The sequence below is a fragment of the Candidatus Binatia bacterium genome (assembly GCA_035631035.1).
In the GTDB taxonomy this organism is placed as follows: Bacteria; Eisenbacteria; RBG-16-71-46; order SZUA-252; family SZUA-252; genus DASQJL01.
Genome location: DASQJL010000113.1, coordinates 186,247 through 207,423 on the forward strand (window position 1 = coordinate 186,247; position 21,177 = coordinate 207,423).

The following is a 21,177-nucleotide window of genomic DNA, read 5'->3' on the forward strand; positions in this document are numbered from 1 at the left end:
CGATGCCGCGGCAAACGATGCGCCTCACGGCGGCCGGCGGCGCGACCGACGCGCCCCCCGAGCGGCCGAGGGCCGGCTCGCGCCCGCCGGGCGAGGGGGAGGTCGTGCTCACCGTGCATGGGATGACCTGCGCGGGATGCGTCGCCACGGTGGAGCGCGCGCTCCGCTCCGCGCCCGGCGTCGCGTCGGCCGAAGTGAACCTGGCCACCGAGGAGGCGCGCGTCCATCCCGTGGCCGGCTCCTCCCCCAGCGTCGCCGCGCTCGTGAGCGCGGTGGAGCGCGCGGGCTATCGCGCCGCGCCGCGTGCCGCGACCTCCTCGTCCGATCGGGAGCGGGCCCATCGGGCCGAGGAGGGCGCGCTCCGCGCCAGGCTTTTCCTCTCGGTCGCGCTGGGCGTGCCGATCATGGCCCTTCACCTCTTCGTGCACGACCAGGATCGCGCGCGATGGCTCGCCTTCCTCCTCGCCACCCCCGTGCAGTGGATCGCGGCGTGGCCGTTCCACGCGCGCGCGCTGAAGGCGCTCCGCCACAAGACCGCCGACATGAACACCCTGATCACCCTGGGCACCTTCTCCGCCTATTTCTATTCCGCCGCGGTGACGCTGGCGCCCGAACCCTTCCGCGCCGCGGGCGCCGGCACGCACGTCTACTTCGACACGGCGGTCATGATCCTCGTCTTCATCCTGCTCGGCCGGCTCCTCGAATCGCGGGCGCGGCGCCGCACGGGAGACGCGCTCAAGGCGCTGCTCACGAGGCGGCCACCCACGGCGCGGCGCCTGCGGGCCGCCGCGGCCGGAGACGAACCCGGCTTCGACGCGCCGCGCGAGACCGTCCCCGTGGAGTCGGTCGCCCGCGGCGACCTCCTCGAGATCCTCCCGGGCGAGGTGATACCGGTCGACGGACTCATCGCCCAGGGGCGCACCGAGGTGGACGAATCGATGCTCACGGGGGAGCCCTTCCCCGTTCCGCGCGAGCCGGGGGATCCGGTCGCCGCCGGCACGGTGAACCGGATCGCCCCCTTCGTGCTGCGCGCGACGCGCGTGGGCGCCGAGACCACGCTCGCGCGGATCGCGCGGCTCGTCGAGGAGGCGCAGGGGGGAAAAGCGCCCATGCAGGAGCTGGCCGACCGCGTGGCGGCGCGCTTCGTGCCCGCCGTGATCGCGATCGCGATCGCGGCCGCGGCGATCTGGCTCTTCGTGGGTCCCGAGCCCCGCACGCGCTACGCGCTCACCGTCTTCGTCTCGGTGCTGATCGTGGCCTGCCCCTGCGCCATGGGGCTCGCCACGCCGACCGCCATCCTCGCCGGCACGGGCGCGGGGGCGCGGCGCGGCATCCTGATCCGGGGCGGCGAGGCGCTCGAGCGCGCGGGCTCCCTCACCACGGTCGTCTTCGACAAGACCGGTACCCTCACGCGCGGAGAGCCGGTGGTCGGCGCGACCGCCGCGGCGCCCGGGATCGATCCGGCTCGGCTGATCGCGGTGGCGGCGGCGGTCGAGGCGGGCTCCGAGCATCCCCTCGCGCGCGCGGTCGCGCGCCAGGCGGCGGCCTCCGGCGCGGCGACGCTTCATGCCCGCGACGTGCGGGTGACCCCCGGCGGCGGCGTCGAGGGGATCGTCGAGGGCGTCCCGACGCGCGTGGGCTCGCGCTCCTTCGCGGCGCGCGGCGCCGAGCCCGACGCCGCGCTCGCGGCGCGCGCCGAGGAGGCGGCCGAGCGGGGCCGCACGGTGGCCTGGGTGGGCGAGAGCGGCCTCGAGGGGGTCCGCCTCCTCGGCTTCTTCGAGGTGACCGACCCGCCGCGCGAGGACGCCGCGGCCGCGGTGGCCCGGCTCCGGGCGCGCGGGTTGAAGCCGGTGCTCGCCACCGGCGACCGCGAGGCGCCGGCGCGCGCGCTGGCCCAGGCAGTGGGACTCGAGGAGGTGCGGGCCGGGCTCACCCCGGAGGGAAAGGTGGCGCTGGTGCGGGAGCTCCAGGCCCGCGGCGAGACGGTGGCCATGGTCGGTGACGGCCTGAACGACGCGCCGGCGCTGGCCGCGGCCGACCTGGGGATCGCGCTCGGCACCGGGACGGACGCCGCGATGGAGGCGGCCGACGTGACCCTGGTGCGCGGGAGCATGGACGGGATCGCGGCGGCCCTCGACCTCTCGCGGGCCACGCGGAGCACGGTCCGGCAGAACCTCTTCTGGGCCTTCGCCTACAACGTGATCGCGATTCCGGTGGCGGCGGGCGCGCTCTATCCCGCGGCCGGGATCCTGCTCCACCCCACGGTCGCCTCGGCCGCGATGGCGCTCTCCAGCGTGTCGGTCGTGACCAACAGCCTCCGTCTCGCCGGGTGGCGCGGACGGCCCGCGTATGCTAATTTCGAGCGCTAATCCACGCGCCGGAACAGGTCGTTCGCCCTTGTCCCGCGCGAGACAGGACCGGAGGGAGCATGGCCGTTTCCAACGATGAGCTGAAGGGCCTCTACTACTACATGAACCTGGTGCGCCAGGTGGACGAGCGCTGCCGCCGCCTCTTCAAGCAGGGGCGCTTCCACGGCACCTACTTCTCCGCCGTGGGCCAGGAAGCGACCGTCGTGGGCCCCTGCTACGGGCTCCGCCCCGACGACTTCATCGGCATCCAGCACCGCGAGATCGGCGCCGTCATCACCAAGGGCATGCCGATCAAGTACCTCATGGCGCAGCTCTTCGCGCGGAAGGACAGCCCCGACCGCGGGAAGTCGCACCCGTGCCACTACGGCTGGAAGCCGATGGGGATCGTCACGCCGGCCTCGACGATCGCCGCGCAGACCGTGATCGTCACCGGCTCCGCGCTCGCCTGGAAGATCCAGAAAAAGGACAACGTCGCCGTCGCCTTCGTCGGCGAGGGCGCCACCTCGAACGGCGTCTGGCACGAGGCGCTGAACTTCGCGGGGATCCACAAGCTCCCGATCGTCTTCGTCGTGCAGGACAACCTCTGGGCCGAGTCGGTGCCGAAGAGCCTGGGCGTTCCGGTGGACAACGTGTCCGAGCGCGCCAAGGCCTACGGCTTCCCCGGCGTCACCATCGACGGCAACGACCTCATGGCGACGTACGAGACCTCGCAGGAGGCGGTCCGGAAGGCGCGCCGCGGCGAGGGTCCGACCCTGATCGAGATGAAGACCTACCGGTGGTACGGCCACTCCGAGATCGATCCGGCCAACTACCGCACGCAGGAAGAGCTGGAGTCCTGGAAGCGCCGCGACCCGGTGCCGCGCTACGAGCGGCTCCTGATGGAGCGCGGCGTCGTGGACGAGGCGTTCAAGCAGCAGACGCTCCAGCGGATCGAGCGGGAGATCGAGGAGGCGATCGATTTCGCCGACAAGAGCCCGCATCCCGATCCGAGCGAGATCCTGGAGGACGTCTACGCCCCGCTCGGATAGCCCGGCCGGACGCGCCCCCCGCGAATCGCGGGTGGAGATGGTCGAGCTGGTGCTGCCGAACGACGCGAACACGCTGGGCAACGTGCTCGGCGGCCGCGTGCTCCACTGGATCGATCTCGCGGCGGCGATCGTCGCCCACCGGCACTGCCGGCAGGAGACGGTGACGGTGTCGCTGGACCAGATGTCGTTTCTCGCGCCGATCCGCGTCGGTCAGCTCGCGGTGATCGCGGCGCGCATGACGTACACGGGCCGCACCTCGATGGAGATCCGCGTCGACGTGGCGTGCGAGGATCTGCTGACCGGAGAGCGGCGCCCGACCTCGACGGCGTATCTCACGTTCGTCGCGATCGACAAGCAGGGTCGGCCGGCGCCGGTGCCGCCGCTGATCTTGGAGACGGAGGAGGAGCGCCGCGAGGCGCGCGCGGCCGAGGGCCGCCGCGAGGCGCGGCTCCGAGCAAGGCCGGACCACCCGCACGAACCGGAGCCTGTACCGGGGCATTCACCGGAGCATCCGGGGGAGACCAAGCATCGATGAAGACGTTCGACACCCAAGCGCCGGCGGCCGCTCCGGCGGATGTGAAGACGATCACGATGATCGAGGCGATCACGCAGGCGCTCCATGAAGAGATGGAGCGCGACCCGCGGATCTTTCTGATCGGCGAGGACATCGCCAACTACGGCGGCGTGTTCAAGGCGACCAAGGGGCTGTACGAGAAGTTCGGCCCCATGCGCGTCATCGACAGTCCCATCTCCGAGAACTTCCTGGTGCAGGGGGCGGTGGGCGCCGCGCTCGCGGGGCTGATTCCCTCCCCCGAGATCCAGTTCGACGACTTCATCTCGCTCGCGGTGGACGGCATCGTGGAGCACGCGGCCAAGATGCGCTACCGCTCGGGCGGCATGTGGACCTGCCCCATGGTCATCCGCTGCTGCTGCGGCGCCGCGGTGGGCGGCGGCCTCTTCCACTCGCAGTTCAACGCGTCGTGGTTCATGCATTCGCCCGGGCTCGTGGTCGTGGCGCCGGCGACGCCGTACGACGCGAAGGGGCTCTTGAAGTCGGCCTTCCGCGGACAGAATCCCGTGCTCTACTACGAGCACAAGCGGCTCTACCGGACCTCCAAGGGGCCGGTCCCCACGCACGACTTCACGGTGCCGCTCGGCAAGGCGAACGTGGTCCGCAAGGGAGCCCACGTCACGGTGATCTCCTACGCGCTGATGCTGCACCGCTCCCTGGAGGCGGCGGAGAAGGTGGCCGCCGAGGGGATCGACGTGGAGGTGATCGACCTCCGCACCCTGGCGCCGTACGACAAGGAGACGATTCTCGAGTCGGTGCAGAAGACCTCGCGCGCCATCTGCGTCTACGAATCGTCCCGCACGATGGGCGTGGGGGCTGAGATCGCGGCCATGATCGCCGAAGAGGGCTTCAGCTCCCTCGACGCGCCGGTCCGCCGCGTGTCGCCGCCGGACGCGCCGCAGGAGCCGTTCGCGCCCGTCCTGGCGGATGCCTATCTGCCGGACGCCAACCGGATCGCGCAGGCGATCCGCGAAACCGTCGCTTATTGATCCCGGCGGCTTCGGGCCGCGCTCGGAGGAACGGATGCCGGTAACCATCGTCGTGCCGCAGCTCGGCGAGAGCGTCGTCGAGGGAACGATCGGCAAGTGGCTGAAGCAGGTGGGCGAGCCGATCGCCAAGGACGAGCCGATCGTCGAGATCATCACCGACAAGATCAACATCGAGCTCCCCGCCCCGACCGCGGGCACCCTGGGCGAGATCACCGCCGCCGAGGGCACCGTCGCGCAGGTCGGCGAAAAGCTGGGAACGATCCTGGCCCCGGGCGAGTCGCTTCCCGCGGGAGGCGCGGCCGCGCCGGCCCCGGCGCACGCCGCCGCGGGCGCGGCCTCCGGCGCGGGCGCGGGCTCCTCCTCGAACGCCGGCGCCGACGCCGGAGCCGCGCGCGCCGCCGCCGCGACGCCGGCTTCGCCGCAGAGCCGGACGCCGCAGGGCGACGCTCCGCTCGGCGCCGTGGCGGCCGGGCCGCGCGCCTCCGCCTCGGCCCCCGCCTTCGGCGGCGCTCCGTCGGGACGCCCCGCGGGCGGAGTCGCGACCAACAACGTCGCCCCGCATGACGACGGCCAGCGCCTCTCCCCCGCGGTGCGGAAGCTGGTCAAGGAGAACGACGTCGACGTCGCGCAGATCCGCGGGTCCGGCATGGGCGGCCGCGTGACGCGCGAGGACGTGCTCACCTATCTCGAGGCGCGGAAGGTCGCCGCCTCGGCGCCCGGACGCGGCGCTCCCGCGACGGCTCCGGGACGGATGGACCGCTTCGAGCCCGCGCCGGCCGCGCCGCGGCCCCAGCCGACCCGGGCGATCCCGACCCCCGCGTTCGCCGCGACCGGCGCGCGCGAGGAGACCGTCGAGCCCCTGACCAACGTGCGGAAGATGATCGCGCAGAACATGGTGAAGGCGCGCCACACGGCCGCGCACTGCGCCGTGGCCGACGAGGTGGACATGACCGCCCTCGTCGAAATGCGCGGCCGGATGAAGGACCGCGTGCAGCGCGAATACGGCGTCAAGCTCACCTACATGCCGTTCATCGTCAAAGCGGTGGTGCGGGGGCTGAAGGAGCACCCGATCCTGAACGCCTCGATGACCGACACCGAGGTGCACTACAAGAAGTACTACAACATCGGCATCGCCGTGCACCGCGACCAGGGGCTGATCGTCCCCGTCGTGCGCGACGCCGACCGGAAGAACCTGCTCCAGATCGCCGCCGACATCGAGGACCTGGGCGCGCGCGCCCGGGCGGAGAAGCTGACCCTGGACGACATCCAGGGCGGCACCTTCACGATCACCAACGCCGGCATGTTCGGCGCCACCTCGTCGGTCCCGGTCATCAACGTCCCGGAGGTCGGCATCCTCGGCGTGCACCTGATCGAGGAGCGCCCCGTCGTGCGCGACCACCGCATCGTGGTGCGCTGGATGATGACGCTGGTTCTTTCCTTCGACCACCGGCTGGTGGACGGCACCCCCGCGGTGCAGTTCCTCCACCGGGTGAAGGAGCTGCTCGAGGATCCGGAGAGCTGGCTCCTCGACGCGGTGTAGGCGCCGTGATCCTCCCGGGGGGCTCGTCCAGCGCGCGCGGGGTGTTGGAACATCCCTCGGCCCGGCCGTACGAGCCGCCCGACTACGGGCCGCGCTCGCCGATCCCCGCCTACGATCTGGGCCGCGTGCCCTACGTCGCCGCCCTGCAGTTCCAGCGCCGCGCCGTCGAGGCGCGCGCCGCCGGCCGCGCCCCCGATTGCCTCTACTTCGTCGAGCACGACCCCGTGATCACGGTGGGACGGGCCGGCAAGGATTCGAACCTCCGCCTCTCGGCCGCCGAGTACCAGCTCCGCGGCGTCGAGGTGGTCGCGGTGGAGCGCGGCGGCGACGTGACCTACCACGGCCCGGGACAGCTCGTCGGCTATCCGGTCGTGGCGCTCGATAACCTTCCCTGCGGCCGCGATCTGCATGGCTACCTGCGCGACCTCGAGGAAGGGGTCATCCGGGCCGTGGCGTCGTTCGGCCTCCCGGCCGAGCGGCGACCGCCTTACACCGGCGTCTGGGTCGGACCGCGCAAGATCGCGGCGATCGGCGTGGCCGTGCGCCGCTGGATCGCCTTCCACGGATTCGCGCTGAACGTGAATCCCAACCTGGCCCATTTCGATTGGATCCATCCGTGCGGCATCCGCCATCTGGGCGTGGGCTCGCTGGCCTCGCTCCTCGGGGCGGCGCCGCCGCGCGAGGAGGTGGCGGCGCGCCTGGCCGCCTCCTTCACCGAGATATGGGGGCGCCAGGTCCAGCTTTCGGCCGAGGACCTGGTGCATGTATAGACTCCGGCCGAGAGGCTCGGAATCACGATGGTCGAAACCATGAGCGCCGCGGCGTCCCGCGGCGGCACCCGCACCGAACGCGATTCCCTCGGTTCCCTCGAAGTCCCCGCGAACGCCTACTACGGCGTCCAGACCGCCCGGGCGGTCGCCAACTTCCCGATCAGCGGCGAGCGGCTCCATCCGGAGATGGTCCGCGCGGTGACGCGCATCAAGATCGCTGCCGCGCGCGCCAACGCCGAGCTGGGCGCGCTGGACGCGAAGAAGGCCGACGCCATCGTGCGCGCGGGTGAGGAGATCCTGGCCGGCAAGCACGACGACCAGTTCGTCGTGGACGCCTATCAGGCGGGCGCCGGCACGTCGTTCCACATGAACGTGAACGAAGTGATCGCCAACCGCGCGGCCGAGCTCCTGGGCGGCGAGCGGGGGGACACCAAGCTCGTGAGCCCGAACGATCACGTGAACATGGCCCAGTCCACGAACGACGTGATCCCCACCGCGATCCGTCTCGCGACGTACGTCTTGAGCGGCCCCGTCGTCGAGGAGATGCAGCTGCTCGCGCGATCGTTCGGAGAGCGGTCGCGCGCGTTCTCGGACGTGCTGAAGTCGGGGCGGACCCACCTTCAGGACGCGGTGCCGATCACCCTCGGCCAGGAGTTCGGCGGCTACCAGGTCGCCATCGACGGCTGGGCCGATTCCTTGAAGCGGAGCCGCGCGGGACTTCTGGCGCTGGGGCTCGGCGGGAACGCCGCGGGCACGGGGATCAACGCGCATCCGAAGTACCGCGAGCGAGCCGTGGCGAACCTGGCGGCCATGGTGGACGCCCCCTTCACGCCCGCACCCAACCTCTTCGAGGCGATGCAGTCGATGGCGCCGCTCGTCCGTCTCTCGAACGACCTGCGCGGCTTCGCGCTCGACCTGACGCGAATCGCGAACGACCTGCGCCTGCTCGCCAGCGGGCCGACGACCGGCTTCAACGAGATCGTCCTCCCCACGGTGCAGCCGGGCTCCTCGATCATGCCGGGCAAGGTGAACCCGGTGATGCTCGAGATGACGAACATGGTCTGCTTCCAGGTGCTGGGCTACGACGCCACGGTGGCCTATGCCGCGCAGGCGGGACAGCTCGAGCTGAACGTGATGATGCCGGTGATCGCGCACAACCTGCTCCGCTCGCTCCACATCCTCGCACCGGCCCTGAAGGCGCTGCGCGAGAAGTGCGTGGACGGAATCACCGCCAACGAGGAGGTCTGCCGCGGCTACTTCGACCGCTCGATCTCGGTCGCGACGGCGCTGAACCCCTACATCGGCTACCTCGCGGCCGCGGAGGTCGCGAAGGAGTCGGCGAAGACCGGAAAGACCGTGGTGCAGATCGTGCGGGAGCGGAAGCTCCTCACCGAGGAGCAGATCGCGAAGGCATTCTCCCCCGAAGGGATGACGCACCCGGGCGGCAACTGATGGGCGCCAGCCCGGGTTCGACGATGACGGTGGCGCGCGGCCTCGGCGCCGCCGTCGTGCTGCTCCTCGCCGCGCTCGCGATCCCCGCCTGCTCCAAGCGCGACGGCCGGGTCCCCGAATCGACGGCGGCCCCCGTGGACACGGCCCGCATCAAGGCGGCCGAGGTCGCGTCCTGGCCCTACCGCCGCGAGATCTCGGCCGACCTCGACGGGGACAAGAAGCTCGACCGGGTCGTGATCGCGGCGGACGTGGCGACGGGACCGACCGGGCCGCTGTGGCAGGACGCCCAGCGCTGGGCGGTCTACGTGGAGCCGGACAAGGGGGATCGGACGCTGTTGTACGGCGCCCTGGTGTCCCACGGCTTCGCCGAGGCGGCCGTGCTCGATCCCGACGAGAAGAACCACCGTCTGGTGCTGGTCCAGGAGCGTACGCCGGAGCAGGTGCGCGCGCTGGAGGTGGAGTACCGGAACGGCAAGGCCAAGCTGGTCTCGGCCGCCGCCTACCGGATCGGAGAGTGGCTCCCCGGCGCGGCCTCGATGCGGTAGCGCGACGGGCCGGTCCCACGGCCCTCGCGCGCTCCATGAAAAGCGGGGCGGCGCCTCGCGGCGACCGCCCCGCTCCTTGCGACTCGACTGCGGATTACAGATTGAAGGCGACGCCCGCCCGGAACTGCATGTAATTCAGGCTCGAGCCGCTCGTCGCGACGTCATGATAGAGGCCCGTCACGTTCATGCGCGTCTTCGGGCTGACCTGGAAGTCCACGCCCGCGCCGAGGTTGAAACCGAACTTGGAATCGGACGCCGACGCGTTGCCCAGCACGCTGTCGTCGATCTTGGCCGTCACGTTGTACAGCCCCGCGCCCGCCTGTCCGAAGAACTGCGTGCCGACGCCCTTCGTGAACGTGTAGCGGATCGTCGGGTGCACGCGCCACAGGTGCATCGACGCTTCGTTGTTCGTGGTGAAGCCGTTGTCGTACGACACGCTGCCCAGGCCGTCGTAGGAGAACTCCGGACCCCACGTGACCGAAGGGGACGGATGCAGCCAGTACGCCGCGCCGAACGCGAGACCCCCGCCCATCGTGTCGCCCCCGCCCATGTCTTCCGACGACTTCGCGTAGCCCAGGTTCAGCTCGAGCGTGCCCGGGTTCGAGCCCGACTCGTGGTGCGGACGCGTCGCGGCGCCCGCGGTGGAGGCGACGGCCATCAGCACCACCGCCATGAGAACCAGAACGAGATTGCGATTCATCGTGCGCTCCGTGGGTTCGAGGGCTTCAGCCCTTCATGAGAAGGGGGCGGCGCCGACGGGCGCCGCCCCGACTTCCTGTTGCCACAACCCCGCAATTACAGGCCGAAGCCGACGCCGGCGCGGAACTGGATGTAGTTCAGGCTCTGGCCTTCGGTCGACACCGTGTGATAGAGACCCGTCAGGTTCATGCGCGACTTCGGGCCGACCGGGAAGCTGACGCCCGCGCCGACGTTGAAGCCGATCTTGGACTGGCTGTCGCTGGCATCGCCCACGACGCTGTCCTTGATGTCCATGGAGACGTTGTACAGACCGGCACCGCCCTGCGCGTAGAAGGACGGGCCGACGCCGGCGCCGAAGTTGAAGCGGACGGCCGGATTCACGCGGAACGCGCTGCTCTTCAGCTCGTTGTCCGTCGTCGTGCCGTTGTCATAGTTGGCCGTGCCGAGATTGTCGAACCCGGCCTCGAGACCCAACGAGATCATCGGCGACGCGCTGCGCCAGTAGCCCGCACCGAACGACAGGCCGCCGCCCATCGAGTTCTCGGCGCCGGCGATGTCGACTCCCGACGTGACGTCCGTCGAGGACTTGGAATAGCCCGCGTTCAGCTCGAACGAGTTGCCCGGAGCCGCGCTGGCGAACGGCGCAAGCGCCAGACCGACGACCGCAGTCGCAAGAACCAGATGAATCCGCTTCATTGCTTCCCCCTTCTGTTTGTAGACGGACTTCCGATTCCACCCACTGGGCGCCCCTTGGATCGGCATCCGTGCCGCGGCGCCCACCACCCCGACCGACATTGAATCGGCATGTGACGGGGGGAACTTGAGGGGGGTGGTCTTGGGGAGGGGGTTGTGCGTTAAAAGACTAAATGCGAGCGGGTTACGGTAAGGCCAAGGGGTTGCCGGCCAGAGCGCTGGCCGGCAGTTTAACTAGGTATCTCCACCTCCGCCCGGGGCATCCGGCCTTCTTCCACGTTCCGAAAGAAGTACCAGTAGAGGACCGAGGCGGCCACGTAGAGGGCGGCGGCGATCAGGAGGGGCTCCGTGTAGCCCTTTCGCTCGATCAGGACGCCGCCCACGTCGGCGCTCACGCTCCAGGCCAGGTACCAGGACAGGGAGAGCAGGCTGTTCGTGATCGCGTGGTCGCGCTTCGGCACCACCTCCATGGCGAAGTGGGAGGACAGCGGCTGGTTCATGTTCATGAGGGCGCTCCGGAGGAAGAAGGAGGCGGCCACGAGCGGAAACCAGCTCGAGAGCGCGAGCGCCACCATGAACGGCACCGACAGGAGCTGCGTCACCACCACCCCGCGCACGAGCCCCATCCGTCGCGAGACCGCCGGACCGAAGAGGTTCCCCGCCACCATGAACGCCTGCATCGCGCTGAAGAGGAGCCCGATCGAGCCCTCGCTCAACCCGAAGCGGTCCCGGAAGTAGAGGTTCAGGAACGGAATGATGAGTCCCGCGCCGAGGCCGATCAGCATCGCCGGCGCGACCAGCTTGAGATTCAGCGCCCAGTCCAACTCCGCGAGATCGCGGACCTGGCGCCATGCGCCGCGGAGCCGCCGCTCGACGAAGACTCCGGGCGCGAAGGCGGCCGGAGGTTCCGGGCCGGACGGTGTCCGGCCCGGGTGCTGCATCCGGTGGAACGGGATCACGCAGAGCAGCGTGGCGGCGGCCGAGATGAAGAGCGACCAGCGGAGCGCGAGCCGGTCGGAGGGGGTGAGCAGGTGGAAGAGGTGCGGCAGGAATCCCCCGATCGCCGAGCCGAGGATCGCCGCGAACACGAGCACCGTGAACGCGGCGCTGAAGAGGAAGGGCCGGGCCGGCTCGGCCACCTCGCTCATCACGACCGGCGCGATCGAGAGGCGGTAGACCGTCAGCGCCATCCCCGACACGAACGCCACGACCAGCATCAGCTCGGGCTCGGTCAGGGAGGCCTGCAGGAGGCTGATCGCGGCGCAGAGCGCGCCCGCGCCCACCAGGATCACGCGAGCCGCCGTCGAGCGGAAGAGGAACGCGGCCGGGATCGCCGCGACGGCCGCGCCGAGCGAGATCTTCGAGATGATCTGCCCGATTCCGGCATCGGAGAAGCCGAGCGCGCGCAGGTAGAGGTTGAAGAGGAGGGAGAAGATCGACTGCCCGAAGCCGATCAGGAAGAGTCCGGCCAGGTAGAGCCGCGCGTTCCTGCCGGAATGCCGGACCTGGTCGACGTACTCGCGGACGACGCTCCCGAGCGCGCGGTGCATCCGCTAGAAGCGTCCCCGGGCGCGCTCCTTCGCGGGCAGGATCTCCAGGCAGGTGGTCCACCAGCCGGTGCGGATCGTCTCCACGAACTCCTCGGGCAGGGACTCGTCCTCCATCTCCCGCGCGAGAGCTTCGTGGTCGTAGGCGACGGGCACGAAGCAGGCGGCCTCGGCGCCGGGCTCGAAGAAGGCGTACCACACGTCCGTGCGGCCGTCGTTGGCGGGGCGGCCGACCGCGCCCACGTTCACCACGCGGCCGCCGCCCGGCAGCGTGCGCTGCCAGTGGAGGCCGGTATGGGTGCAGAGCACCTGGTCGGCGCCCGATTCCCGCAGCAGGCGGTCGAGGAAGCGGTCGGACGTGGTCGACTCCCACAGAAACTCGTTCACCCGCCGGGGCGAGCCGTGGCAGAGGAGCCATCGTCTTCCGTTTCGTGTGAAGCGGAGTTCCGAGGGCAGCGACGCCAGCCACCGGCGCTCCGCGTCGGTGGTGCATCGGTTCGTGTAGTCGTAGGAGCGCCGGGCGTATTCGTTGTCCCGGGGATGCGCGTAGCCGCAGCCGCAATCGGCGAGCCCAGCCGCGAGCGAGCGGTCGTAGTTCCCCGCCACCGTCTCGACCCCGTATTCCTCGAGGATGGGGAACACGCGATCGGGATTGGGGCCGAAGCCGCCCAGGTCGCCGAGACAGAAGATCCGGACGGCCCCCCGACCCCGCGCGTCCTCGAGCACGGCGCGGAGGGCCCGGTGATTCGAATAGACGCCACCGAGCACGGCGAGTGCCCCTTCCACGCTCCTCCCCGGACGATGGCGACCGGCGCTCAGTTCCGGCACGTCGCCCCCGTCGCCCAGCAGGTATGGCAGGCGCCGTGCGCCAGCGGGTGCGGGCGGAGCGATTCCCGCAGCGACTTCCCCATGAGGGCGTCGGGCGCATCGATCAGGATCGGGCAGATCATGACGCCCCGGCTCGTCACCATGCGGCTCGTGGAGCACTGGAGCGACCAGGGATCGTGGCCGCGCAGGTGCTCCTCGGTCAGGAGCTCTTCGGCGCCGTACCCGCGGGTCCGTTCCGGCTCCCTTCCGAGGAGGAAGAGCGGCAGCACCTTCACGCGCGGCCGCGCGATCCCCCGCGAGCGGAGGATCTCGTGAAAGCGCTCCCGGATCGCGTCGTCCTCGTGGTCCTCCCAGGTGCGCGCCACGGTGAGGATCGGGTTCAGCCCGGCCGCGGCGAGCCGCTCCACGCCGGCCATCGCCTCGTCGAACGAGCCCGCGCCGCGGATGGGATCGTTCCGCTCGGGCGTGGTCCCGTCCACGCTCACGCGCACTTCGAGCGAATAGCGCGAGGCTTCATGCGCTTCGGCCAGGGCACGGGCCCGATCGTCGGTGATCAGCGTGCCGTTAGTCAGCACCGTCGCGGGCCCGATCCGGAGCGCGTCCTCCACGATCCCGAGCAGCTCCCGGTTCAGGAACGGCTCGCCGCCGGTGAAGTAGAGGTCGTTCACCCCCAGCGACTCCGCCTCGAGCAGGTAGGGGCGGACCTCGTCGCGACTCATCAGCTCGTGATCGTGATTGGCGGGGCCGCACGAGATGAAGCAATGCCGGCACTTCAGATTGCAGAGGGTCCCCCCGACCTGGAACCAGACGGTGTCGAGGCCCAGGAACGGAACGCGCGGCGCGACGCGCGCCCGCTCCCGGTCGGATGCCGGCGCGGCGCCGCGCGCCAGCAAGGGGATGGACGCGTCGGAAGCGGGAGCCATGGCGAACCGAGCCTAGCACGCTCCTGTGCTATCCTCATCCCGCGTTTCCACCCACCTCTCCCTGGAGCCAGACCCGCTTGATCTGGGACGTCCTCATCGTGGGCGCCGGTCCGGCCGGCCTCTCCGCCGCCCTCTTCACGCGCATGCGGCGGATGTCCACGCTGCTCCTCGACACCGCCGTCGCGGGCGGCCAGCTCGCGTCGCTCTACCCGAAAAAGCCGGTCCACGACTACCCCTCCTACACCTACGTCATGGGGGACGTCCTCGGCCGGAACTTCGTGGACCAGGCGAACCACATGGGCGCCGCGATCCGAGAGGGGGAGCACGTGACGATGATCGCGCGCGACGAGGAGGCGAACCTGATCCGCGTCACGTCGACGAAGGGCGCCTATGAGGCGCGCAGCGTGATCGTGGCGACGGGCGGCGGCGCCTTCGAGCCGCGGAAGATCAACAAGCCGGGCGAGGCCGAGCTGCGCGGCCACGGGGTGGGCTACGGCATGCCCGACGTCGAGGAGAGCCGCGGGAAGCGCGTGCTCGTGATCGGCGGCGGCGACAGCGCGCTGGAATCGGCCCTCTCCCTGAAGGACGTCTCCGAGGTCACGCTGATCCACATGCTGGACAAGTGGCAGGGGATGGATTCCTACGTCGAGGAGATCGCCGAGTCCGGCCGCATCCGCGCGCTGCTCGAGACGGAGACCGTGGAGATCCGGGGGGACGGCCGGGTGGAATCGGTGCTGGTGCGGAACAAGAAGACCGGCGACGTCGAGGAGATCCCGGTGGATCTCGTCTCGATCAACATCGGCTATCTCATGGACACGAAGATCATCCGCCAGTGGGGGCTCACGCTTTCGGGCAACCAGATCCAGGTGGACAACGTCATGAACACGAACATCAAGGGCGTGTTCAGCTGCGGGGACATCGCGACCTACCCGGGAAAGTACAAGCTCCTGATCACGGCCTGCAGCGAGGGAGCGGCGGCGGGAAACTCGGCCTACGTCTACGTGAAGCAGCCGAAGAAGTTCACGGTGGGCGAGCTGTACGCCGCGCCCAAGGAAGAGGGAGACGCGCAGCCGAAGACGGCCTAGGCGCCCCCCACGGTCAACTCCTTGAAGCGCAGGCTCGGCGACGCGACGTTGCTCCGGAACTCCAGGTCGCTCCCCACCGCGTCGATGCCCAGCAGCATGTCCGGGATCCGCCCCCCGAGCGTGATCCCCTCGACCGGCTTCGCGAGCTTCCCCGCCTCGATCCAGGACCCCTCGACCTGCTGGCTGAACTCCCCCGACACGACGTCGATGCCGAACCCCGCGAGGTCGGTGACGTAGAGGCCGCGCGGCGTCTCCGCGATCATCCGGTCCAGGCGCTGGCCGCCGCGGTCGATGAAGAAGTTCGTGGGCTGCACCTCGGGGATCGAATCGTAGCCGCGCCCCGCGTTCCCCGTGGTTCCGACCCCCATGCGGCGCGCGGAGACCGAGGTCTGGAGGAAGCGGCGGAGCACGCCGCGGTCCACGACCACGTTGCGCCGCGACTGGACCCCTTCGCCGTCGAAGGGACGCGAGCCCAGGCCGCGGCGGATCGTCCCGTCGTCCACGATGGTGACGAGGGGCGACGCGACCGCCGTCCCCAGCTTCCCCGCCAGGAACGAGCGCTGCTCGAGCACGTTCGGCCCGCTCACCGCGCCGAAGAGCCCGCGCAGGAATTCGCCCGCGGCCTCGGCCTCGAAGATCACCGCGACCTTCGCCGAGGGAACGGCGGCGGCCCCCAGCTTGGCCAGCGCGCGCGTGGCCGCCTTCCGCCCCACGCGCTCCGGCGTCTCGAGGTCGGCGAAGATCCGCTTCCGGTCCGCGAAGCCGCCGGTGCGCTTCTGCGTGCCCTGCGACGCGACGGCCTCGACGGCCAGCCAGCAGGCGCTGGCGCGGTAGGTCTGGTACGGAATGTAGGTGCTCGAGAAATGGATCTCGTTCGACTGCACCCCGCATCGCGCGTCGCGCGTCGACTGCACGCGCTTGTCCTGGGCGAAGGCGTTCTCCTCGGCCGCGCGGGCGAGGGCGGTGAGATCGGCCGGTCCCAACCGGAGCACACCGGGGTCGTCGATCTCCAGCTCGAGCGCGGCGGGCGCCGGCTCTTCGGAGATCTTGTTCTCGTCGCGCGGCGTCGCCTCGGCCGCCAGGGCGATCGTTCGCGTCACGATCTCGTCCAGCACGGGGGTGCGGAGATCGGTGGTGTACATGAAGCCCATACGGCGGTCGCGGAAGACGCGGAGCCCCATCCCCTGGATGACCGACTGCTGCACCAGCTCCACCTCGCGCTGCCGCACGCGCACTTCGGTGAAGTGCACGATCTCGAGGTAGGTCTCGGCCTGGGAGGCGCCGGAGCGCTCGGCGTTGGTGCGGACCCGCTCCATCAGCTCGCGCGGCGCGAAGTTCGGCATGCTAGATCGCCGTCCCGCCGACCGTGATCGAGGAGACGCGCACGGTGGGCTGCCCCACGCCGACCGGGACCGACTGCCCGTCCTTGCCGCAGGTGCCGCGCGTCTGGTCCACGATCAAATCGGTGCCCACCCCCTCGATCCGCTGCAGGAACTCGAGGGAGTTGCCGATCAGCACCGCGCTCCGGACCGGTCGCGTGATCTTCCCGTTCTCGATCAGGTACCCCTCCCGGACCGCGAAGTTGAAGTTGCCGCTCGTCGTCTCGACCGAGCCGCCGCCGAGGTCGGCCGCGTAGAACCCCTTCGGGATGTCGCTCAGGAGCGAGCCGGGATCGTCGGTGCCGCGATCGATGTAGGTGTTCGTCATGCGCGGGATGGGACGCTGCCGGTAGGACTGGCGGCGCCCGTTTCCGGTGGAGCGGAGTCCCAGGAGCAGCGCGTTCTGCTTGTCGAGCAGGTAGGAGACGAGACCGCCCCCCTCGACCAGGATCGTGCGCTGTGACGGCGTGCCCTCGTCGTCGGTCACCGCGGTGCCGCGTCCGTTCACCCAGCGCCCGTCGTCCACCACGCGGACGAGGGGGGAGGCGATCACGCTCCCGAGCTTGCCCGTGAGCAGCGAGGTGCCGCGCCGCACGCCGTCCCCTTCCGAGGCGTGCCCCAGCGACTCGTGGATCAGCACGCCGCCCCAGCCGGGCCCGATCACGACCGGCATCGGCCCCGCGGGAGCCGGCCCCGCTTCGAGGAGCGTGATCGCCTGGCGCGCGGCCTTCTGCGCCGTCGCCTCCGGCGTGACGCGCGTCAGGTAATCCGCCTCCACGCGCCCGCCGAGGCTGTTGAAGCCCATCCGCCGCGCGCTCCCCGAGACCGCGGTCGGGGCGCAGGAAGCGAAGAGCAGGTATTGCCGGTCCAGGACGTACCCGCCGTCGGAGGTCGCGATCAGCACGTCGCGCACCTCGTCCTGGTACTCGACGCGCACCGAGACGATGCGCGGATCGACGGACCGCGCCGCCTGGTCCATGCGGCGCACCAGGTCGAACTTGGCCAGCTCGACCATCAGCGGCGCGGGCGCCCGCAGCAAAAACGGCGCGACCAGGCGGCGCTGCGCGACGCTGATCGGAGAGACGGGGCTCTGGTTCTCGACGATGCTGGAGGAGACGCGCGCCGCGTCGAGGAGCGAGTTGTAGGTGATGTCGTCGGTGTAGGCGTAGCCGGTCTGGGTGCGGCGCACCACGCGCACGCCGGCGCCCCGCGGATAGCCGTAGGTGACCGAGTCGATCTTTCCGTCGTCGAGGACGATGCTGGTCCGGAATCGCTGCTCGGCGAAGACCTCGGCGAAATCGCCGCCGCGCTGGAGGGCCTCGGCGAGGATCCGGTTCACCGTCTCCTCGTTCAGGATGTCGCGCAGCTCCTGGCCGATGCCCATGATCGCCGCCTGGGCGTCGCGGCGGAACAGGATTGAAGGAGCGAGCGTCCCGGTCAGGACGGCGGTGGAGACCAACGCGCCGCGCCGGAGGAAGATCCGGCGGGAGATCGGCTTGTCCCAGGGCATTAGCGTGAGCCTCGCAAAAACGGCCCTCGGTTGCAAGGCTCCGGGGCCGATGCTAGAGTCGGCCCAATGGAACGCATTCGCAGTCGGATCTTCACCATCGAAGAAGCCAATCAGCTCCTCCCCTACCTGGACCAAGCCCTGGACCGCCTGGCCGGCCTGGGTCGCTCGGTGACCGGCTTGAAGCGCGAGATCGACGTTCTCCGCGCCATCGCCGGCTCGGGGGCCAGCGACCTGAACCCCGATCTCCGGTCGCTGGGGGAGAAGGAGGATGCCTACGAAACCACCGTGGAGCGTTTCCGCTCCATCCTGGCCGAGGTCTCCCGGCACGGCTGCATCGTCCGCGACCTCGAGCTGGGCCTCGTGGACTTCTACACCATGCACCGGGAGCAGATCGTCTGCCTCTGCTGGCGGCGGGGGGAGCCGCGGATCGAGCACTGGCACCCGCTCGACGAAGGCTTCTCCGGACGCCGCCCGCTCGACGAGCTGCGCTGACCTCCAGAACCCCGGCCCAGGCCGCAAGTTCTAGCCCGTGGACAAGCGCGACGTCGCCCGCACCCTCGAGCAGATCGCCGCGATCCTCGAGATCAAGGGGGAGAACCCCTTCAAGGTGCGGGCCTATGAAAACGCCGCCCGCGCGGTCGATGCCCTCTCCGAAGACCTCGGGACCCTGATCGCCGAGAAGCGCCTCTCCGAAGTGCGCGGCATCGGCTCCTCCATCCAGAAGAACGTCGAAGAGCTCTGGACCACCGGGAAGATGAAGTACTTCGAGGACCTCTGCGCCACGGTCCCGGTCGGATGGTTCGACATGATGCGCATCCCGGGGCTGGGCCCCAAGCGGATCCGCACCCTCTGCGACCTCCTCCAGATCGCGTCGGTCGAGGCGTTGAAGGAGGCGGCGAAGGGAGGGCGCATCCGCGGCCTGAAGGGGTTCGGGGAGCAGTCGGAGAAGAAGATCCTCGAGGGGATCGCCTTCCTGGAGCGGGGCGGCCAGCGCGAGCTGGCCGCGGTCGTCCGCCCCATCGCAGAGGAGATTCTGGCCGCCCTCCGCGACCGGAAGGACGTGATCCGCGCCGAGCTGGGCGGAAGCCTGCGCCGCTGGGTCGAGACCGTGAAGGATGTGGACCTCCTGGTCGCGACGAAGAAGCCCGGCGCGGTGGCGAAGGCGTTCCTGGCGCTCCTGCCGCAGGCCTCGATCATTGCCCAGGGGGACACCAAGGTCTCGGTGCGCCTGCCCACCGGGCTCGCCGTGGACCTCCGGCTCGTGACGGACGCGCAGTTCCCATTCGCGCTCCACTACTTCACCGGGAGCGTCGCGCACAACGTGCGGGTGCGGCAGCGCGCGATCGAGCGCGGCTTCAGCCTCAACGAATACGAGCTTTCCGGCGGCGAGCACGCGCCGATCGCGAGCGAGGCCGACCTCTTCCAGGTGCTCGGCATGGCCTACGTCGAGCCGGAGCTGCGTGAGGACCGCGGCGAGATCGAGGCGGCCGAGACGGGCCGCCTTCCCGGCCTGGTCACGGCGCGCGATCTCAAGGGGATCCTCCATTGCCACACCACGGCCAGCGACGGCAAGTCCACGCTGGAGGAGATGGCGGAGGCGGCGGTCGTCGCGGGCGCCGAGTATCTCGGCATCTCCGACCACAGCCAGAGCGTGCGCTACGCCGGGGGACTCTCCGAGGAGGACCTGATCCGCCAGGGGCGGGAGATCGACAAGTGGAACTCGAAGTCGCGCGACCTCCGTATTCTGAAAGGAGCGGAGGTCGACATCATGCCGGACGGCACGCTCGACTACCCCGACCGGGTGCTCGAGCGGCTCGAGTTCGTCGTGGCGTCGGTCCACACCAATCTGAACATGGGCGAGGACGAGATGACCGCGCGCGTGGTGAAAGCCCTGCGGAACAAGCACGTGAGCATCCTGGCGCATCCCACGGGACGGCTGCTCCTCCAGCGGGAGGGGTTCCGGATCCGCTTCGACGAGGTCTTCCGCGTCGCGGCGCAGGAGGGCGTCGTCGTGGAGATCAACGCCCATGCGCGCCGGCTCGACCTGGACTGGCGCGAGATCCCCGCCGCCAGGGCGCTCGGGGTGAAATTCGCGATCGATCCCGACGCGCACCACGTGAGCGGCTACCAGGACCTCCGCTACGGAATCGGCGCCGCCCGCAAGGGATGGCTGGGCAAGGACGACATCGTCAACACGCTCCCCGTGGAGGGCGCACTCGAGTTCTTCCGCGCGCGGCGATGAAGCGCCGCCGGGCCGCCGGCGCGATCCGGATCTTCCCGAACGATCCTGAATCGTCGGTCGGACTCGTCCCCGCGACGCCGATCGCGCCGCTCGACGTCGATCCCACCTACGTGATCGACGGCCGCCGCTACGCCCCCGCGCCCTACGATCCGGGCACCCTCGCGTTCCAGTACTGGCAGGGGGAGACGGCGCTCCGCCGGACGATCCGCGTCTGGGAGGATCTCTTCGATCGCGACTTCGCGGCGTGGCACGACGGGCACCCGCTGCGCGTGCGGCTTCGCGCCGGTCGCGACCTCAACGCCTTCTACGATCGCGAAAGCCTCCAGTTCTTCTACGACACCGACCGGGTGACCGGGCGGGCCGTCTACGCCTGCGAGAGCCTCGACGTGGTGGCGCACGAGACGGGACACGCGGTGCTCGACGTCGATCAGCCCGCCTTCTGGTCCAGCGCCGATCCCGAGATCGCGGCGTTTCACGAGGCGTTCGCCGACTGCTCGTCGCTCCTCGTCACCCTGACCGAGCCGGCCGTGCGGCGCCGGTTCCTCGAGGAGACGGGCGCGGCGTTCCGGAAGAGCAACCTGGTCTCGCGCCTGGCCGAGGCGCTGGGGCGCGCCGTGTACGACAACTACGGGCCGCAGGCGATCTCCGATCCGACGCGCCTGCGGGACGCGAACAACGGGTTCCGCTACCGCTCGCCCGCGACGCTCCCCGACCGTGCGGCCGACGACTCGCTCTCGTCCGAGCCGCACTCCTTCTCCCGCGTCTTCACCGGCGCCTTCTACGACCTGCTGGCGTGGCTGATGGCCCGCGCGCTGCGCGAGACGCCCGAGGAGCCGGAGCCCGCGGTGGAGCGGGCGCGCCGCCAGGCGGGACGCCTGCTCGCCCGCGCCCTCGAGACACTCCCTCCGGGGGCCGGCCACTATCGCGCCGTGGCGCTCCGGATGCGGGAGGTGGACCGGACGGAGGGCGGCGGCGCCGCCTCGGCAGGGATCGAGCGGGCGTTCGCG

The 21,177-nt window shown here is 70.5% G+C and carries 19 protein-coding genes and 1 tRNA gene; 12 read left to right on the plus strand and 8 right to left on the minus strand.

The annotated features are described in order from the left end of the window. Positions 1-2: 2 nt before the first annotated feature. From VE326_13120 to VE326_13140, 5 genes are read left to right on the plus strand one after another with little or no spacing between them, the layout of a single operon-like run. Positions 3-2,369 carry a heavy metal translocating P-type ATPase gene (locus VE326_13120; protein ID HYJ34146.1) on the plus strand — a complete coding sequence of 789 codons (2,367 nt, stop codon included), beginning with the start codon at positions 3-5 and terminating at the stop codon, positions 2,367-2,369. A 59-nt stretch (positions 2,370-2,428) separates the two neighbouring features. Beyond that, entirely contained in the window at positions 2,429-3,397 is a 969-nt protein-coding gene (locus VE326_13125) for a thiamine pyrophosphate-dependent dehydrogenase E1 component subunit alpha (GenBank protein HYJ34147.1), read from the plus strand. Positions 3,398-3,434: 37 nt separating this feature from the next. After that, positions 3,435-3,932 carry an acyl-CoA thioesterase gene (locus VE326_13130; protein HYJ34148.1) on the plus strand — a complete coding sequence of 166 codons (498 nt, stop codon included), beginning with the start codon at positions 3,435-3,437 and terminating at the stop codon, positions 3,930-3,932. 41 nt (positions 3,933-3,973) lie between these two features. After that, complete coding sequence (locus tag VE326_13135) at positions 3,974-4,957, plus strand: alpha-ketoacid dehydrogenase subunit beta (GenBank protein ID HYJ34149.1); 984 nt, start codon at positions 3,974-3,976, stop codon at positions 4,955-4,957. 34 nt (positions 4,958-4,991) lie between these two features. Continuing rightward, complete coding sequence (locus VE326_13140; GenBank protein HYJ34150.1) at positions 4,992-6,497, plus strand: dihydrolipoamide acetyltransferase family protein; 1,506 nt, start codon at positions 4,992-4,994, stop codon at positions 6,495-6,497. A 238-nt stretch (positions 6,498-6,735) separates the two neighbouring features. On the opposite strand, the gene VE326_13145 is transcribed toward VE326_13140, so the two are convergent. Beyond that, positions 6,736-6,844: transfer RNA gene (locus VE326_13145), tRNA-OTHER, on the minus strand. Here VE326_13145 and lipB point away from each other — a divergent pair. Genes lipB through VE326_13160 form a run of 3 tightly spaced genes read left to right on the plus strand, consistent with a single transcriptional unit; the run spans position 6,809 to position 9,264 of the window. Beyond that, positions 6,809-7,267 (plus strand): lipoyl(octanoyl) transferase LipB, encoded by a 459-nt coding sequence (lipB, locus tag VE326_13150; GenBank protein ID HYJ34151.1) that lies wholly within the window; start codon positions 6,809-6,811, stop codon positions 7,265-7,267. The genes VE326_13145 and lipB overlap by 36 nt on opposite strands. A gap of 39 nt (positions 7,268-7,306) precedes the next feature. Then, the gene (locus VE326_13155) at positions 7,307-8,719 is read left to right on the plus strand and encodes an aspartate ammonia-lyase (GenBank protein HYJ34152.1); all 1,413 of its coding nucleotides are present in this window, start codon (positions 7,307-7,309) and stop codon (positions 8,717-8,719) included. After that, on the plus strand, positions 8,719-9,264 hold the full coding sequence (locus tag VE326_13160) for a hypothetical protein (GenBank protein ID HYJ34153.1): 546 nt from the start codon (positions 8,719-8,721) through the stop codon (positions 9,262-9,264). Before VE326_13155 ends, VE326_13160 begins: the two co-directional genes overlap by 1 nt. Before the next feature lie 94 nt (positions 9,265-9,358). Here VE326_13160 and VE326_13165 read toward each other — a convergent pair whose 3' ends face one another. The 5 genes from VE326_13165 to VE326_13185 form a co-directional block, all read right to left on the minus strand. After that, positions 9,359-9,964 (minus strand): outer membrane beta-barrel protein, encoded by a 606-nt coding sequence (locus VE326_13165; protein ID HYJ34154.1) that lies wholly within the window; start codon positions 9,962-9,964, stop codon positions 9,359-9,361. Positions 9,965-10,059: 95 nt separating this feature from the next. Next, positions 10,060-10,659, minus strand: a complete 600-nt coding sequence (locus VE326_13170; protein ID HYJ34155.1) for an outer membrane beta-barrel protein — start codon at positions 10,657-10,659, stop codon at positions 10,060-10,062. A gap of 227 nt (positions 10,660-10,886) precedes the next feature. Beyond that, on the minus strand, positions 10,887-12,206 hold the full coding sequence (locus VE326_13175) for an MFS transporter (GenBank protein ID HYJ34156.1): 1,320 nt from the start codon (positions 12,204-12,206) through the stop codon (positions 10,887-10,889). Positions 12,207-12,209: 3 nt separating this feature from the next. Beyond that, positions 12,210-12,989, minus strand: a complete 780-nt coding sequence (locus VE326_13180; protein ID HYJ34157.1) for a metallophosphoesterase family protein — start codon at positions 12,987-12,989, stop codon at positions 12,210-12,212. Positions 12,990-13,018: 29 nt separating this feature from the next. After that, the gene (locus VE326_13185) at positions 13,019-13,954 is read right to left on the minus strand and encodes a radical SAM protein (protein HYJ34158.1); all 936 of its coding nucleotides are present in this window, start codon (positions 13,952-13,954) and stop codon (positions 13,019-13,021) included. 77 nt (positions 13,955-14,031) lie between these two features. Between VE326_13185 and VE326_13190 the strand changes: the two genes are divergently transcribed. Further along, on the plus strand, positions 14,032-15,039 hold the full coding sequence (locus VE326_13190) for an NAD(P)/FAD-dependent oxidoreductase (protein ID HYJ34159.1): 1,008 nt from the start codon (positions 14,032-14,034) through the stop codon (positions 15,037-15,039). Here the strand turns inward: VE326_13190 and VE326_13195 are convergent. Both VE326_13195 and VE326_13200 read right to left on the minus strand, forming a co-directional pair. Next, positions 15,036-16,382, minus strand: a complete 1,347-nt coding sequence (locus VE326_13195; GenBank protein HYJ34160.1) for a TldD/PmbA family protein — start codon at positions 16,380-16,382, stop codon at positions 15,036-15,038. The two genes, VE326_13190 and VE326_13195, sit on opposite strands and share 4 nt — an antisense overlap. Position 16,383: 1 nt before the next feature. After that, positions 16,384-17,928 (minus strand): TldD/PmbA family protein, encoded by a 1,545-nt coding sequence (locus VE326_13200; GenBank protein ID HYJ34161.1) that lies wholly within the window; start codon positions 17,926-17,928, stop codon positions 16,384-16,386. 66 nt (positions 17,929-17,994) lie between these two features. Between VE326_13200 and VE326_13205 the strand changes: the two genes are divergently transcribed. From VE326_13205 to VE326_13215, 3 genes are all read left to right on the plus strand, one after another. Next, on the plus strand, positions 17,995-18,420 hold the full coding sequence (locus VE326_13205) for a DUF2203 domain-containing protein (GenBank protein HYJ34162.1): 426 nt from the start codon (positions 17,995-17,997) through the stop codon (positions 18,418-18,420). A gap of 37 nt (positions 18,421-18,457) precedes the next feature. Further along, positions 18,458-20,170 carry a DNA polymerase/3'-5' exonuclease PolX gene (gene polX / locus VE326_13210; protein ID HYJ34163.1) on the plus strand — a complete coding sequence of 571 codons (1,713 nt, stop codon included), beginning with the start codon at positions 18,458-18,460 and terminating at the stop codon, positions 20,168-20,170. Continuing rightward, the coding region (locus VE326_13215) for a hypothetical protein (GenBank protein ID HYJ34164.1) at positions 20,167-21,177 on the plus strand (1,011 nt) is incomplete at its 3' end. The genes polX and VE326_13215, both read left to right, overlap by 4 nt.